Here is a 14,957-nt window from a genome sequence, read left to right as displayed (position 1 = left end):
AGGAGAAGAGCGTTTCTCCTTCGCTTTTAAATGCGGTTCATGTTGATATTTGGGGGCTGTGTAAATGGATTTGAACATTTTGGCGATGCTGGTCTGGACAGTATCTGGTTCGGTTTTGCTGTTTGTTTTGATGTATGTAGATTCACTGTTCACGAAATATAAGGATTTTGCTGAAGTTAAGGCTGGCAATATGGCAGTTACCACACGTATGGTGATGAAATTATTTGCGCAAGGGTATGTACTCGCTACGTCCATTTCTACGGCTGGTCATCTAGGAGAAGCACTTTTAGTCTCGGTTGTATCCTTTATCATTTTGTTGATTCTGGAGAGTGTCGTACACTTTATGATTCGCAAATGGGCCACTTTGGATCTGGATACCGGAATTCAGCAAGGAAAGACAGGATACGGGTTGTTCTCTGGCGCTTTACATATCGTGGGCGCACTGATTATTGCAGCTTGTTTATAAGATAAGGAACAGGAGTAATTCTCATGAGTGTATGGAAACGTATTAAAGGAATACTAACGAAACCTGAACCGCCGCAGGCAGAGAAAACCATGCTACAGCTTGCACCTGGTGATATTTGTGAGGTTTCTCTGGTCACTTATGAAGTCGTTGGTCGGGTACAAAATCGCGCACGAAATGCAGTTGTGCTTACGCTGCAGGATGGTACCGCCTTTCGATATTTGCATATTGAAGAGCGGGAAATCACCCGTTATGCCTTATATACACCAATTGATGGCAGGCTTGATGCACCTGATGAGGTGCCTACATTACTCGATCTGGATGGCCGTGCATATCATCTGGAGGAAGAATATGGAGGCATGGTATCTACGGCGGGGAGAACTCCGTATGGCCAGGCTGGAGAACAATTGGTATGGCAGTATCAGTCTGATGATAATATGCTTCTTCGCGTGGAGTGGCAAGACAGAAGATTTACACTGTATGAGGGTGAGTCCATTCTTCCTGCGGATATCAAAGTGATTCGTTCGAGCTAGGAGAGGTTCCAATGAAAAAACGCTTGGCACATGGATTAAAATTAATGCTGGTCCTCAGCCTTGTGATGTCTCTGTTGTCCGCGTGCGGAGCACCTTCTGTTCAGGACACATATCCACTTGAATCGGTTAGTGGCAGTGGTAACTCAACGTCCTATGTGTACCGGGCTTCGGACCGTACGGTTCCGGAAGTGGCTCAGGAATTGTCTGAGCAAAGGCAACCTGATCAGATCTCGGCAGAGAACACGGAACGTATGTTCCTGGTGTATCAGGACGATTATTACCATCTGCAACAAGATCCGAACAAGCCGGAGGATACCTTGGTTGAGGTGGACTCAAAGGAATATGTTCGACAGAACTACGATTCATCTTTTTTACAAGGTTACCTGACCGCTACGTTAATTGGTAACCTGTTCGATTCTTTTGGAGGACGGGGCTACGGCAACTATCGGGGATATACCAATAAAGATACGTATAAACCGAGTGCAGGATCTTACCGTACACCAACGAGTAATGACAAGAAGGTTGCTCCACCTATTACTGTGGATCGGAAAGGTACAATTACAAGGCGCGGAAGCGATAAAGATTCAAGCGTGGGATCTGGCGGCGGATTATTCAATCGTAACAAGGATCAGAGCAAGGGAACCATTGATCGAAACAAGAGCGGTGGTGGCCTGGGCGGGTTGTTTGATTCACCTAAGAAATCTTACAAAAAACCGAAAACCAGAGTGGGCGGCGGCCGAATTAAGAGGCGAAGATAATAAGCATCCACTCATAAGCATGGCTACTAATCGAATAATTCATTTAAGAACAGTGAAAAGGGAAGGCAGATTCACCTCTGCCGGCGCATTACCTTGGAGCTGTTCTTTTTGGTTTACGATTGGCGAACATGATTGGATTTGCGTACGCGGGGAATCGTTGAAGCAGGCTGTTTACGAATCCAGCGGATAAATGGAATCATTCGTTCATCCTGTCTCAAGGATTGCAGGTCTGTGAGACCAAGAGTTACAATGTCGTGATTGGTGTATAGAGAATGAATCTGTTTGTGACAGGGGATGCACAGGTTGGCCGTTGGCAGGAATGTTCCGCCCATTTCTTTGGGTGTCAGATGATGGATGGTCACTCATGGTCCTCGCCTCCTTGTATCAATGGTATTATGAGCATATACGCTGGCTTTCATGTTGGATGTAGGACTTTGGAACTGCTGCATTCGTAAGAAAACAAGATCTTGTGACAAGAGTCAGTGAGCGATGTACTTGTCATCGGGCTGCTTTCGGGCTACACTTTCTTAAACAATAAGATGTCCCTAGGAGGTAAGAACACTTTTGAAACTGAACCCACATTCACATGATATGACAACTGCCAAGTTCAATCGTACAGCTGTACAGGTACCGGAAGCCCAAGCCAAAATAGCTGCATGCGTGACTTCGGGTCCCATAGAGAAAGTTCGCCTTGAATCTGCCCATGGACGTACACTTGCGGAGACTATTCAGGCACCTCACCCGTATCCATTCTTCCGGAGATCGGGCATGGATGGCTTTGCGATTATAAGTGCAGACACTACAGATGCATCGAGTGATCATCAAGTCTGGTTTCGAGTAATTGATGAAATTCCTTGCGGCTACACCTCGGACCACACCATTGTATCAGGTACGACTGCTCGCATCATGACGGGTGCACAGGTTCCGGAAGGTGCGGATGCGGTGGTCATGATGGAGATGACCGAGAGCAAGGTAGAGAACGGAGAACAGTGGATTGCATTGAAACGGCACATATTGTCGGGTGCTAACATCACACCAATCGGACTGGAAGTTCAGGAGGGTCAGCAACTGCTTGAAGCAGGAACGATCATCAGAGCAGGGGAGCAGTCGGTGTTAGCTACTTTTGGCATTGCAGAAGTCCCCGTATTTCAACGTCCTAAGGTGGCGATATTCGCAACAGGCACGGAATTGCTCGATGTAGACGAGCCCCTGCAACCGGGCCGGATTCGAAACAGCAACAGTTACATGCTGCGTTCTCTGGTCGTTGAAGCCGGAGGAGAGCCGGTGATGTATGGTTCCATTGCAGACGATGTGAATACAGCAAGGGCAAAACTGGAAGAAGCCATTCAAGATAATGATATCGTGGTGACCACAGGCGGTGTATCTGTCGGGGATTATGATATTATGGGCGAGCTTGTGCTGGAAGAACATGTGGAGATGTTGTTTAACAAAGTGACGATGCGACCAGGCAGTGTAACCACAGCTGCTGTATATAAAGACAAATTGCTTTTTGCGCTTTCGGGTAACCCGGGTGCTTGTTTTGTGGGTTTTGGTCTATTTGTTCGTCCTACCATTCGTTCCATGCAAGCCGATGCTCATCCTTATTTGGAAGAATGGACTGCGATCTTGGAAGAGGGGTACACCAAAGTAAACAATTTTACACGATTCGTACGTGGACGCACTGAGATTCGCAATGGCATGGTGTACGCGATATCCGCTGCAGCCCGTGTAGATGAATCCAGCGTGATGATTACCATTAAGGATAGTGATTGTCTGATTGTTATTCCACCTGAGAAAAAAGGTATTCCTGCGGGTGAACAAGTGCGCATCCTCAAACTGCCCTCAGGTCATGTGAGGTAGTTGATAGATGACTAAACTGAGTGAAACAAAACCACATATCATACAGATTGTTGGTTACAAGAACACAGGTAAGACCACCATGACAGCCGCGCTAATCGGACACTTTTCTTCTATGGGACTTAAGGTAGCAGCAATTAAGCATGATGGACACGATCATTTTGAGATGGATCATGAAGGAACGGATTCGTATCGTTTTGGCGAGGCAGGGGCCTCGGCTGTAATTGTTATGTCAGAGAAACGCACTGCAATTATGCAACGACAAGCAACCAGGTTGGATGATATGTTGAGCCATCTGTCGGATTATGATTGGATTGTTATTGAAGGATTCAAAGAGGCTTCCTATCCCAAATTCGTGATGGTTCGAGAAGAGAAAGACCTGACCTTGGTTGATCAGCTTGAAGGGGTAGTGGGTATGATCTCATGGTTACCTTCAGAGCAGTTTATAGAGCCGAGTATCGTAAACAGAGATATAACATGGTACTCGGTTCATGAAACGGAGGGTATAGCCAAAGCGTTGTTACAGATGGTTGAGAGCAAGTGAAGGCAAAGTGGAATGGTTGAAGCATTAAGAAGTGGGGAATTATGGTCGCTGGACATGAGTGATTCTTTTTTAGAAAATTACGTAATGTTTATTATGTAAACTAAAATCATTTCTGCTGATGTTCTTTTCCTTGAATGGTGTAAAATAACAAAAAAAGCAGCAGACCTTCTTCGGATCGAAATCCTTGATTCGGCTTGCTGCTTTATGTTGTTAACGATGTTACATCCCATCTTCTGTACGGCGTTCGATGGCTTCAGACATCGTTTTGTCGGTAAGATGAGCGTAAATTTCGGTCGTTTCCGTAGAAGCGTGTCCAAGCTGCTCCTTCGTTTTATAGATATCATTCTGCAAATAATAGTCGGTTGCGAATGAATGGCGTAATTTGTGCACCGTCAAGTATGGTTTGCCAAAACGTTTGGCATATTTCATGATCATGGCCTGGATCGCTCTTTTGGTCATTCGGCTGCCTTCCGAATCTCCATTGCGCAAGGCAATGAACAGACCCTTTTCCCGCTTGGGCGTACGGTAGCGTGATTGCCGCAGATTCATATAGGTTGCAAGTTCGTCCTTGGCCTGTTCCCTGAAATAAACGGGTGTTTTGTACGTCTCATCATTGTTACCTTTACGATAAACGTACAAGAGTTTGTTGTTCAGATCGAGGTCATCAACGTTCAGGTTCACAACTTCGGACACCCGTAAACCTGAATTGAGAATCAGGCTGGCAATGCAGGCGTCCCTTTCTTTGTTGAGCTCATGGGAATACAGTGCCTGCTTGTTCTTCTCCATATCGACAGCGTAGCCTTCAAGGATATATCCGATAAATTCGAGAAGTTCCTCTTCCTCCAGAATTTTACCTTTGAGTTTGGCAGCGGTATCCTTGGGTTTATGCGTACGCTTAATTTCGATTTTGGCCATAATATTTCGTTTCAGCAAAGGGTAAAAATCATCATCTTCCGCAATCTGGCTCAGGTAATGAAAAAGGGAGCGAAGGGAAGAGAGCTTGCGAGAGACGGTAATTCTGGAATTGGTTCCTTCCCGCTTGGTTGTGAGAAATAATCGATAGGCAGTAACTGAATCCATGCGAAGGACTTCCAGTTCAGTCAACGTAACGTCTTTATTAGAGCTTGCCTCGGATAGCCCTTCTGCTCGCAACCAACCGAAGAAAGCTTCGTAATCTCTTAGATATTCGAGCAGGGTAGAGGGGGACAGGTCAGGCAGCTTATAGTCCATGAATTGCTGAACGAACCAAGGCATGGAAGGTAGTTTGTCATCCAGCTTGCGTCGATCAATCTCTTTTTGCACGTTGGTCAAGTTCGACACCTCCATGTGAAAAACATATAAATTAATATTCATTGTGTTAGTATTCTATGCTCTAGTGTACCATAATTTGCTTGCTTACAGCTTGTTCACTGAAGTACGCAAGTACGCATCAGATAACGGATGCTTTCTTGCCCTTCGTCGCGTAAACCTTTAAAGTAATCAGTATACGTAGAGCAGAGGAGGTGAACCGGATGAATATGAAAATAGAGCTGGTTCCCCGGGAACGAAGTCAGGTGATTCGGCATTTAATGCAATTTTATCTATATGATTTTACCAAATATCTGAATATTGATGTGGACAGTAACGGCATTTTTCCGGAATATCCCGGTCTGGAGGCATTCTGGACAGAAGAAGACCGCAAGTTTCCTTTTTTGATTACAAGTGATGGAGCGCCTGCAGGGTTTGCTCTGGTGGAGAAAATGGAGCCTGGAAGTAAGGATAATGATTACTATTTGACTGAATTTTTTGTAATGCAAAAATATCGGCGCAGTGGCGTGGGTACTCGAGCAGCCTATGAATTGTTTAAACGTTTTCCAGGAAGATGGAAAGTGACTCAGGTTCGTAACAATGTCATTGCCCAGGCGTTCTGGCGAAAAATTATAGGGGAGTATACCGGAGGACGCTTTCGAGAGAAGTTCCACCCGGAGCTGGGCAATCCAAGCCAGTATTTCGTAACCTGATTCCAATCGGGGCTTCACTTACATATAAGCATTTGCATGATTGCGATATAAGTTGAACTAATCATTTACACGATAACGGAGAGGACAGAAAAAACCTGAAAAAGCGAAGCGTTCGCCTTTATCCCCGGATTTTCCCCTTCGGAAAAGGGAATCAAAAAATCTGGGGATAACAGCGATTGGAAGGTTATTCTGTCATCGTAGTGTCAGTGTAAATAATCTTTAGTTCAACTTATAAATCTGATGAAGGAGTGAGTGACATGAACATAGTACCCACATTCCATCTCGATGGACAGACAGCACTGGTGACAGGTGCGGGGAGAGGGATCGGAAAAGCAATTACGATCGGACTTGCCCAGTCAGGCAGTGATGTTGTACTTGTATCCCGAACGATGAAAGAAATTGAGGAGACAGCTGCCTACATCTACGAACAGACAGGGCGTAAAGCGCTCGCTCTAACTGCGGATGTGACATCAAGAGAGCAACTGCAAGAAACGTTTCAAAAGGCGATCTCCGAGATGGGCAGTCTGGACATTCTGGTAAATAACGCAGGTATGAACATTCGGACACCCGCACTTGAAGTAACGGACGAGCAGTGGGAGACCATCATGCAGACGAATCTCAAATCCGCATTTGTCGCTTCCCAATTGGCGGGTCAGCATATGAAAGAACGTGGGACAGGGAAGATCATCAACATCTCTTCGGTAGGTGGTCATACGGCTCTGCGGACAGGGGTTGTATATGGTGCGACCAAAGCTGCGTTAATTCATATGACCAAAGTGCTCGCACTGGAATGGGGGAAATATGGAATCCGTGTCAATTCAGTAGGGCCATGGTATTTCCGAACACCTCTGACCGAAAAACTGCTGGATGATCCCCAGTATCTGCAGGAGATTGTAAGTCGCACACCGCTTCAGCGAGTGGGAGAATTGGAAGAAGTAGTAGGGCCGGTGGTGTTCCTGGCATCGGATGCAGCGGGATATATAACGGGTCAGACGTTATTGGTTGACGGCGGGATGTCCATTTATGGATTTTAAATGAGTGGATAGCTGTCTGAAAAAGTGGGTGGCATAACTAACTCATGGGTAATAACATATGGGAAGTTAATCTGTATTTCTATTTTTCTGTACCCAATTCACTGAACTTGGAGGAAGATAACCATGGAACTGCGTAATTACGGAAACACGGGCATGAACGTAAGCACACTTGGATTTGGCGGAGCGGAAATAGGTAAAAATGTATCCAAAACGGATGTAGCCACATTGCTCAACAGTGCGCTGGATGCAGGGTTAAACGTGATTGACACGGCTGAATGTTATGGTGACAGCGAGGAATTAATCGGTGAGGTGCTGTCACATCGGCGCGATGACTACTATTTGTTCACCAAATGTGGACATTCCGCCGGGATCGAAGGTCCCGATTGGGATGCCAAAGTACTGGAGCAAACGATTGATCGTAGTCTGAAACGGTTGAAAACGGACTATGTGGATGTAATCCATTTGCATAGTTGTTCTGAAGAAGTACTTCGACAAGGGGCAGTTATCGAAGTACTTCAACGTGCCAAGGAAGCAGGAAAGACCAGGTTTATCGGATATAGTGGAGATACAACAGATGCGCTATATGCGATTCAGACCGGAGTATTCGATAGCCTTGAGACTTCATTAAATATCGCAGACCAGGAAGCGATCGAACTTACTTTGCCAGAGGCGAGAAAAAGAAACATGGGGGTAATTGCCAAAAGACCTATTGCCAATGCTGCCTGGACGTATGAAACACTTTCGGAAGAGGTTTATCCATTTATATACTGGAAGCGCTTAAACGAACTTAACTATGGTTTTCTGGGTGAAGATGCCCAGGCAGCGGTGGAAACTGCACTGCGTTTTACGCTAAGTACCGAAGGTGTAGATACGGCTATTGTAGGAACAGCCAAGCCCAATCGCTGGCAGCAAAATGCCGACCTTGTGGCTAAAGGGGCACTTCCGCAGGAATTGTATGATGAGATTAGAGCACGATGGAAAGAAATCACCAGAGCAGACTGGACTGGCCGGACCTGATTCTTTGCATTTGCCAAATGGATTTTAATTTTGCGAAGCTGCCTATAGGCAGCTTTTTTTTATCACCAACCTTATATTTTCATCATATGAAAAATTCACAATAAATAAGCATTCTAACAATTTGTAATTTGTAAAATATCCAAATTCATCTTAAGCATACTACTTTAATTTTGAGACAACGATAACTGTATTGGTACTAAAAGCTGATTCCATTTTATTATAATATTTCAACATATGAAAAATTCAGAATAGAAAAAATGTACACCGCTGTTACTACCTAGCTTTTAGATACGACTCAGCACGCCCTCCGACTAAATGAACTGCCATCCTTCGCTGTGAAAGTCAAATTATTTCTGATTAACAAAAAAAGAGATATTCCAGGAAGGTACCTATGGCAGCAGCGTATGGAAAAGGAATCAAAAACAAGGTTGTCCCTTTTTAAGAAGGAACAACCTTGTTTTATGAAAAATCTACTGAAAGAGAAGCCACAGGGATAATACAAATTTATATAAGAAATAGAACGAGAAACCAAGCAAAAGGACACCTGCCATGGCAGAGACTGCTTGTATCATTTTTTTGCTCATCACTTTTCGTGTCACAGATACAATGCAGAGCAGGCCCAGGTCATGAATGAGAATTCCACACAGTACACCAAATGCTGCAATGATAAAACTCAGCTTACCGGTAGATTGGTATGAATCGGACAATACAACACCAAAAACAGATATCCAAAAAATAAGATTACCGGGGGAGACAGCAACCAATAAGCCATTGCGGTATGTCCTCCAAAACGATTTTTTTATTTTTCCGTTCGTACTGTCCGATGTTGCCATATCCAGATCTGAGTTCCGAATGGAATCGTATCCCAGAAACGCCAGAAATCCTGCTCCCGCAAGCCATAGTGGAATTTGTACATAAGGAAGAGATAAGACGGAAGCAAACCCGAAGTACATGGCCAGAATCAAACCAGCATCAATTGTCATGCCTCCCAGTCCCACGGCCCAGCCATGGATAAACCCATTTCTCAATCCTTGCTTGGTCATCTCTACGGTAATTGCTCCAACCGGCATGGCAATAGCGAGACCAATCAGGACGAACTTAATATAGATTTCCATTGTCATTTCCTTTCCATCTGTAAATGAATTCTTATTTCCATAGGGCTTGTCCGGTTGCTTATGTAGTTGTAGCGAGTCTGGAGCACATGGCTCTCCTCCTATAAACGGGTGGTATAGAGTTTATTCGAAGGAGAGTATTTTTAGAATCGACTTAAGCTATTCCTTTACTTTGTTCTGTTGAAGGGATCGAAGAAACGGGCATTCGGAAGGAGCAGTATCGTCATCGCGCAAAAAATATTGTTTATACTCCAGATTGCCTTGTGATCCATATTGCTTTAATTCAGGATGTGCCGGTATGGTATCGTAGGCAGCCAAGCGTGCGCGGATTCTCGGAGCAATCGCTGCAGTTTTCTGAGGTTGTGCGTTCCATATATCGAGCACCCAGCGCGGTGTTAGAGCTAACATGAAATAAGGAAAGTTGCGACTTTGTCGTGACATATGTGCAGGCGTCCCGCAATAGACAAAATACCGTTCGTCATTGTAACAAAATTCCCACATGGGATGCTCCGGATCTTCTGGAATATCTTTTGGCCAAGGCTTGTTATCCAAGTGTCTAATCTGGCTTAATAAATCCCAAAAAGCTTTTTCATAGGCCAATACATCCCTGATCTCTTTTTCCTTTTCAAAAAATAAAATCAATGAAGAATATTCTCCGAATGAACGAGAGCATTCTCCATATTCCTTGAGTATGTTTGATACATTACGTTCTGCAGACTCGTCTCCGAAATTAGAAATAAAGCCGTATCGGAGGTGACCCAGGGCAAAAGCCTGCGTAGCTGGAATACAGGGGAATCGAGCCTCCCGGTCACTCATTTTGGAAGAGAATAAACGGTAAGCATCTCTCTTCCAGGCTTCGAGAGGGACCTCCTCATTCTCAATCTCAGAAGATGAAAACAACAACGACATGAACAGTCCTCCTTTTACCTATAGGATATAACCCAAGGGTAAAATGGTGACAGTCCAACTTATTTTTGTTAATGAGACATGCAAGTGATCGATGTAATACACATACATATCACTTATCTAAAACGGATGAGGTGATGTGTTGTTTTTTAATATCAAGGAGTTGCAATATCATGCCAAGCCTGATCGACCCGACCCGGTGTACGCAAGAAAATTACAAGAAGTACTGGGAGGACAATTTGGCGAAATTACCGTAGCCATGCAGTATTTATTTCAAGGCTGGAATGTCCGTGGAGATGGGAAATATAAGGACCTTCTTATGGATACGGGAACCGAAGAACTCGCTCATGTTGAGATGCTGGCTACGATGATCGCTCGATTGCTGGACAATGCTCCACTGGCCACACTGGAAGAAGCTGCCAAAGATCCAGTTATTAATGCGATACTCGGTGGGAGTAATCCACAACACGCCATTGTAAGCGGCCTTGGAGCAGCCCCAACCGATAGTAATGGGTACCCTTGGAATGCCAAGTACACAATAGCAAGTGGTAATTTATTGGCTGATTTCAGACATAATCTAGCAGCAGAATCTCAAGGCAGACTTCAAGTTGCCAGACTATACGAAATGACCAATGACCGTGGTGTGAAAGACATGTTGTCGTGGTTGCTGGCTCGAGATACCATGCATCAGAATCAGTGGATTGGAGCAATAAGAGAACTTGAAGAAAAAGAAGGAGTTGTTGTACCGAGTACGTTCCCCAAAGAACTTGAGAAGAGAGATGTTGCGTACGTTCTCTTTAACTTCTCTCGTGGTGATGAGAGTGCAACCGGGCGATGGGCTCACGGTCCAAGTATGGATGGGCAAGGAACTTTCCAATATGTTCAGCATCCTCAACCTTTGGCACCTGCACCTAAGCTTCCCCCAGCGCCGCCGTATATTTTTGATACCCCACCTGAGGTTCTAAGAAAAGGAAGTTCAGCGGATGTACCGCCGTATATGCCATAAGAAATTGATTGAAAATGGATAAGGGGAAACAGAATATATTCTGTTTCCCCTTTTCATTAACAAAATGCGTGATTCTAGATCATGCACTTCCATTTGTTTTTTGAGGTAGGAGCCAATACCCAGAGATTGTTAACTGAATGTTTACATAAAATTAGGAAGGTAACAGAAACTAGAATAGTTAGTCAATTGAGAAAGGAGGACAAGCATGTTTTTTTATCGTGAAGACCTGATCAATATGATCGTACCAGACAAGCCTGATCCCGCGGCAGCAAAAGTATTGCAAGAGACGCTTGGCGGCCAATTTGGCGAAATGCGGACGATGATGCAATTCTTCTTTCAAAGCAGTAATTTTCGGGGGAATGCCACGCAGTATAGAGACCTGATCCGCGGTGTATTTATTGAGGAATTAAGCCATATTGAACTGGTGCAACAAACAATTAATCAGTTATTAACGGGTGCCGGAGCAGAAGGCGCGGGAGATGCAGGGGTTGACGGTGCTCCATTGGATGAAGCGATTAAACATGCCAACCCGCATCATTACATCATGGGTGCTCAGAGCTCACTGCCTGTTGATGCTGCAGGTAATCCATGGCTTGGGAATTATGTGTACGATCATGGGAATCTGGTAAGCAACTTACTTGATAATATTGTGTTGGAGTCTACGGGTGTGTTGCAAAAATCAAGAATATATGAAATGAGTACCAACAAAGCATTCCGTGAAACGCTGGGTTTCCTGATTGTTCGTGATAATGCGCATCAAAATGCATTTGCCAAAGCACTGGAGACCCTAGGCGTGAATTGGGGCAAAATATTCCCGATTCCCAACTATGATATTAATAAATATCCGGAATGCCGGAAATATGTAGATATGGGCTTCCACAATGCGCAGTTTAATTTCCGTCTAGACAATACGCGTATCGCTGAGATTTTCAGTGGTCAAACGCCAAGTCGTAATGGTGGGGAACTGCAGGTAATCGATCCCCCACAAGGATATCCACTTCCTTATATGCCTGAACTTCCAAATGAGCATAGCCCAGGGATACATGATCTCAATGCATAGAGAATGAACAATCGGAACCAAAAAGAGACACTTGTGGTCTCTTTTTTTGCAACGAACACAAAAAAGGAACCCCATGCTGGGTTCCTTTATGTGTTACATGAAGATGTGTTACTGCGGGCGTTGTTGATTCGAATACGTGCCAAAAGATTGACCATTAGTTGAGATATTAGGAGTGTTATATGGCTGCTCCAAATAAGATATGTGTTGTGAAGATGAGTGTGCAAGTTGTTGTGCGAGACTGGAGATTTGTTGTAATTGCTGGATAGCGGTTTGATGTCCTTGCAGTGCGGTCTGGATCATATGTGCAGCTTGTTGCTCGCGTTGTGCCAATTGCTCCAGTTGTTGAGCGTTGCTTTGTTCTTGTCTAAGTAATTGTTGGTATTGCATCGAAGCCTGTTGTGTTTGTTGCGTAAGTTGTTGAGCCAATTGTGTAATTTGCTGCGATTGAGAGAATTGATTCATGTGTAAAAACCTCCTATGTGTTTTGATGTACCTGTGTATTATGTAATGCGGTTCTGAGAAATATTCAATCTTTCCTGTTTCATTCAAATGAGGATTATTTTATGAACATGATTCGCTGTGGATTGGGAAGGCTACCTCTAGTGACCTAAAATGATACAGAAAAGGAATGACAACATGAGTAAAGCATCGACTAACGCTACAGAAGAAAAGAAATTGAAATGGTGGCAATTGAGTCTGCTAGGTGTGGCAGGAACCATTGGTACAGGGTATTTTCTGGGTTCCAGCCTTGCGATATCGATTGGTGGTCCAGCTGTGTTGCTGGCCTATATCTTGGCGGCCTTGGGTACATATGTAGTTTTTGATGCGCTCGCGAGAATGACAGCGGACCATCCGGAACAAGGGTCTTTCCGTTCATATGCTAAGAAAGCCTTTGGAAGTTGGGCAGGTTTTTACAGCGGATGGTTCTATTGGTTTTCGGAGTTGCTAATTATGGGAAGTCAGCTAACCGCGTTGTCCATTTTCTCTAGGTTCTGGTTTCCGGCTGTACCGCTCTGGATTTTTGCTGCGGGATTCGGAATTGTGGGTCTTTGTATTGTATTCTTCGGTAATAAAGGATTTGACCGGGTTGAAAATGTACTGGCTATCATTAAAATTGCTGCCATCATCATGTTCTTGGTGCTTGCCATCGCTCTTCTCGCAGGATGGATTGGGGGAACCAAGTATGAACATAAAGTACCGATGGATATGGCAGCGATTTTCCCAAAGGGTGGCATTGGCTTGTGGTCTGCGTTTCTTTTTGCGTTCTATGCCTATGGAGGTATTGAAGTGCTTGGTATTATGTCATATCGGCTTCAAAAACCGGAGGATGCCCCAAAGGCAGGAAAAGTCATGCTCATTGCGCTATCCACAGTATATGTCGTATCCATTGGATTGGCGTTAATTATGGTTCCTTTGAATGTATTCAATCCCAAGGAGAGTCCATTTGTACTGGCACTTAGTAGTGATCACCTTGCTTTTGTCCCACATTTGTTTAACGGGGTGCTCATTGTAGCCGGATTTTCAACGATGACAGCTTCGCTATATGCGGTGACGTCTATGATTATTACCCTCGCTCAGGAGGGGGACGCCCCGCAGTTATTTTCTCGAAAGTGGAAAACGAAGTATCCGTTATTTGCTTTGTCCCTTATTGGTTGTGGTTTAGTTGGTACGATCATAATGTCCATGTTACTCCCAGGCAAAGTATATGAATACATCACGACTGCAGCTGGACTGATGCTTCTGTACAACTGGTCTTTTATTTTGTTATCCTCCGGTAAACTGTTGAAATCAGGCAAGTTCGATGTGATCAAACGCTGGATTGGCTTATTGTTAATCGCAACTGCAGTCACAGGAACGCTGTTTCATGCACTCAGTAGACCAGGATTCTATATCAGCTTATTGCTTGTCTCTCTCATTGCCATGAGTGACGTCATTGTACAACGGATTCGCAAGAAGAAGTCTGAGACCAAAACATCATCAAACCCTAAGAAGGGCGAAAACGAAAAAAATGAGCAGCGTTCTACGGGTATAAGCAGTTATCACATCACGGGTATTCGGCTACGCAAAAAAACAGACTCAAATAAAGAAGAGAAATTGTAGCGCTTTATATCCAAAGTAACAGCCAAAACCGATTAAAGACAGTCCGGATATGAGAGAAATCCCTTTAAGCACAGCAGTAGTGAGATACTTACGAAAAAAACTCACGGCAGTCGCCATGAATAGATCCCACAGAAGTACGCCAAAGATGATAGAAAGGGGGTTAAATAGAGACATCAGGAATCCTTGAACAAATGACTTGGAAAGCTCCGAATGATCACCTCTCATTTGAGAAGGGGCAGGGTTTCCTGCATTTTTCATACTCTTTAAACCTGTATAGATGAGTACAAAACAACCAAACATCCAGAGGAATACCCTTACAAATGGAACTTCAAGTAGATGTACGATGCCAAAATACACGAGCAGCATGTAAATGATATCGGCTGCGATGGCTCCTAGTCCAACAAACCAGGCAGGCATGAACCCACCTCGAATACCCTTGTCCAATTGCGCAGCATTGATCGGTCCAATAGGGGCTGAAAGTGATAACCCCAGGATCACATAACCTAACATGATATAAATACGATGTCCTCCTTTCCATACAGTACAGCATACTCTTCAAAGTGCTTT

General features: G+C 44.4%; 17 protein-coding genes. 11 read left to right on the top strand and 6 right to left on the bottom strand.

Translation table 11 applies throughout. The features are described from left to right. The first annotated feature begins 64 nt into the window (after nucleotides 1-64). Genes AC1S8V_RS17440 through AC1S8V_RS17430 form a run of 3 tightly spaced genes read left to right on the top strand, consistent with a single transcriptional unit; the run spans nucleotide 65 to nucleotide 1,754 of the window. Nucleotides 65-466 carry a DUF350 domain-containing protein gene (locus AC1S8V_RS17440; protein ID WP_169481008.1) on the top strand — a complete coding sequence of 134 codons (402 nt, stop codon included), beginning with the start codon at nucleotides 65-67 and terminating at the stop codon, nucleotides 464-466. 23 nt (nucleotides 467-489) lie between these two features. Then, nucleotides 490-996 carry a DUF4178 domain-containing protein gene (locus AC1S8V_RS17435; protein ID WP_145322017.1) on the top strand — a complete coding sequence of 169 codons (507 nt, stop codon included), beginning with the start codon at nucleotides 490-492 and terminating at the stop codon, nucleotides 994-996. Between the two features lie 11 nt (nucleotides 997-1,007). Beyond that, a complete protein-coding gene (locus AC1S8V_RS17430; protein WP_482070099.1) occupies nucleotides 1,008-1,754 on the top strand; it encodes a DUF4247 domain-containing protein in 747 nt (248 codons plus the stop codon). A 113-nt stretch (nucleotides 1,755-1,867) separates the two neighbouring features. On the opposite strand, the gene AC1S8V_RS17425 is transcribed toward AC1S8V_RS17430, so the two are convergent. Then, complete coding sequence (locus AC1S8V_RS17425) at nucleotides 1,868-2,086, bottom strand: HNH endonuclease (RefSeq protein WP_482074514.1); 219 nt, start codon at nucleotides 2,084-2,086, stop codon at nucleotides 1,868-1,870. Between the two features lie 259 nt (nucleotides 2,087-2,345). On the opposite strand from AC1S8V_RS17425, the gene AC1S8V_RS17420 reads away from it, so the two are divergent. Both AC1S8V_RS17420 and mobB read left to right on the top strand, forming a co-directional pair. Beyond that, complete coding sequence (locus AC1S8V_RS17420) at nucleotides 2,346-3,614, top strand: molybdopterin molybdotransferase MoeA (RefSeq protein ID WP_482074513.1); 1,269 nt, start codon at nucleotides 2,346-2,348, stop codon at nucleotides 3,612-3,614. Between the two features lie 7 nt (nucleotides 3,615-3,621). Next, nucleotides 3,622-4,155, top strand: coding sequence for a molybdopterin-guanine dinucleotide biosynthesis protein B (gene mobB / locus AC1S8V_RS17415; protein ID WP_482070098.1), 534 nt, complete (start codon nucleotides 3,622-3,624; stop codon nucleotides 4,153-4,155). A 219-nt stretch (nucleotides 4,156-4,374) separates the two neighbouring features. Here mobB and xerS read toward each other — a convergent pair whose 3' ends face one another. Continuing rightward, entirely contained in the window at nucleotides 4,375-5,481 is a 1,107-nt protein-coding gene (gene xerS / locus AC1S8V_RS17410) for a tyrosine recombinase XerS (RefSeq protein WP_482070097.1), read from the bottom strand. 185 nt (nucleotides 5,482-5,666) lie between these two features. Between xerS and AC1S8V_RS17405 the strand changes: the two genes are divergently transcribed. The 3 genes from AC1S8V_RS17405 to AC1S8V_RS17395 all read left to right on the top strand — a co-directional run bounded on the left by AC1S8V_RS17405 (nucleotide 5,667) and on the right by AC1S8V_RS17395 (nucleotide 8,206). Next, complete coding sequence (locus AC1S8V_RS17405) at nucleotides 5,667-6,155, top strand: GNAT family N-acetyltransferase (RefSeq protein WP_482070096.1); 489 nt, start codon at nucleotides 5,667-5,669, stop codon at nucleotides 6,153-6,155. 257 nt (nucleotides 6,156-6,412) lie between these two features. Then, entirely contained in the window at nucleotides 6,413-7,189 is a 777-nt protein-coding gene (locus AC1S8V_RS17400; RefSeq protein WP_482070095.1) for an SDR family NAD(P)-dependent oxidoreductase, read from the top strand. A gap of 123 nt (nucleotides 7,190-7,312) precedes the next feature. After that, nucleotides 7,313-8,206 (top strand): aldo/keto reductase, encoded by an 894-nt coding sequence (locus AC1S8V_RS17395; protein WP_482070094.1) that lies wholly within the window; start codon nucleotides 7,313-7,315, stop codon nucleotides 8,204-8,206. Nucleotides 8,207-8,676: 470 nt separating this feature from the next. On the opposite strand, the gene AC1S8V_RS17390 is transcribed toward AC1S8V_RS17395, so the two are convergent. Both AC1S8V_RS17390 and AC1S8V_RS17385 read right to left on the bottom strand, forming a co-directional pair. Then, a complete protein-coding gene (locus AC1S8V_RS17390) occupies nucleotides 8,677-9,321 on the bottom strand; it encodes a LysE family translocator (protein ID WP_482070093.1) in 645 nt (214 codons plus the stop codon). 156 nt (nucleotides 9,322-9,477) lie between these two features. Beyond that, entirely contained in the window at nucleotides 9,478-10,134 is a 657-nt protein-coding gene (locus AC1S8V_RS17385; RefSeq protein WP_482070092.1) for a YqcI/YcgG family protein, read from the bottom strand. Nucleotides 10,135-10,366: 232 nt separating this feature from the next. On the opposite strand from AC1S8V_RS17385, the gene AC1S8V_RS17380 reads away from it, so the two are divergent. Further along, nucleotides 10,367-11,230: a manganese catalase gene (locus AC1S8V_RS17380; protein WP_482070091.1), complete on the top strand. Its 864-nt coding sequence runs from the start codon at nucleotides 10,367-10,369 to the stop codon at nucleotides 11,228-11,230. A 205-nt stretch (nucleotides 11,231-11,435) separates the two neighbouring features. After that, a complete protein-coding gene (locus AC1S8V_RS17375; protein ID WP_482070090.1) occupies nucleotides 11,436-12,290 on the top strand; it encodes a manganese catalase family protein in 855 nt (284 codons plus the stop codon). Between the two features lie 108 nt (nucleotides 12,291-12,398). On the opposite strand, the gene AC1S8V_RS17370 is transcribed toward AC1S8V_RS17375, so the two are convergent. Beyond that, nucleotides 12,399-12,752: an AMP-dependent synthetase and ligase gene (locus tag AC1S8V_RS17370; RefSeq protein WP_482070089.1), complete on the bottom strand. Its 354-nt coding sequence runs from the start codon at nucleotides 12,750-12,752 to the stop codon at nucleotides 12,399-12,401. 174 nt (nucleotides 12,753-12,926) lie between these two features. Between AC1S8V_RS17370 and AC1S8V_RS17365 the strand changes: the two genes are divergently transcribed. Next, on the top strand, nucleotides 12,927-14,390 hold the full coding sequence (locus tag AC1S8V_RS17365; RefSeq protein WP_482070088.1) for an amino acid permease: 1,464 nt from the start codon (nucleotides 12,927-12,929) through the stop codon (nucleotides 14,388-14,390). Here AC1S8V_RS17365 and AC1S8V_RS17360 read toward each other — a convergent pair. Beyond that, entirely contained in the window at nucleotides 14,367-14,909 is a 543-nt protein-coding gene (locus AC1S8V_RS17360) for a LysE family transporter (RefSeq protein ID WP_482074512.1), read from the bottom strand. The genes AC1S8V_RS17365 and AC1S8V_RS17360 overlap by 24 nt on opposite strands. Nucleotides 14,910-14,957 lie beyond the last annotated feature (48 nt).

The sequence above is a fragment of the Paenibacillus sp. B46(2026) genome, from assembly GCF_056786355.1.
This window is presented reverse-complemented; position numbering and strand designations above follow the sequence as displayed.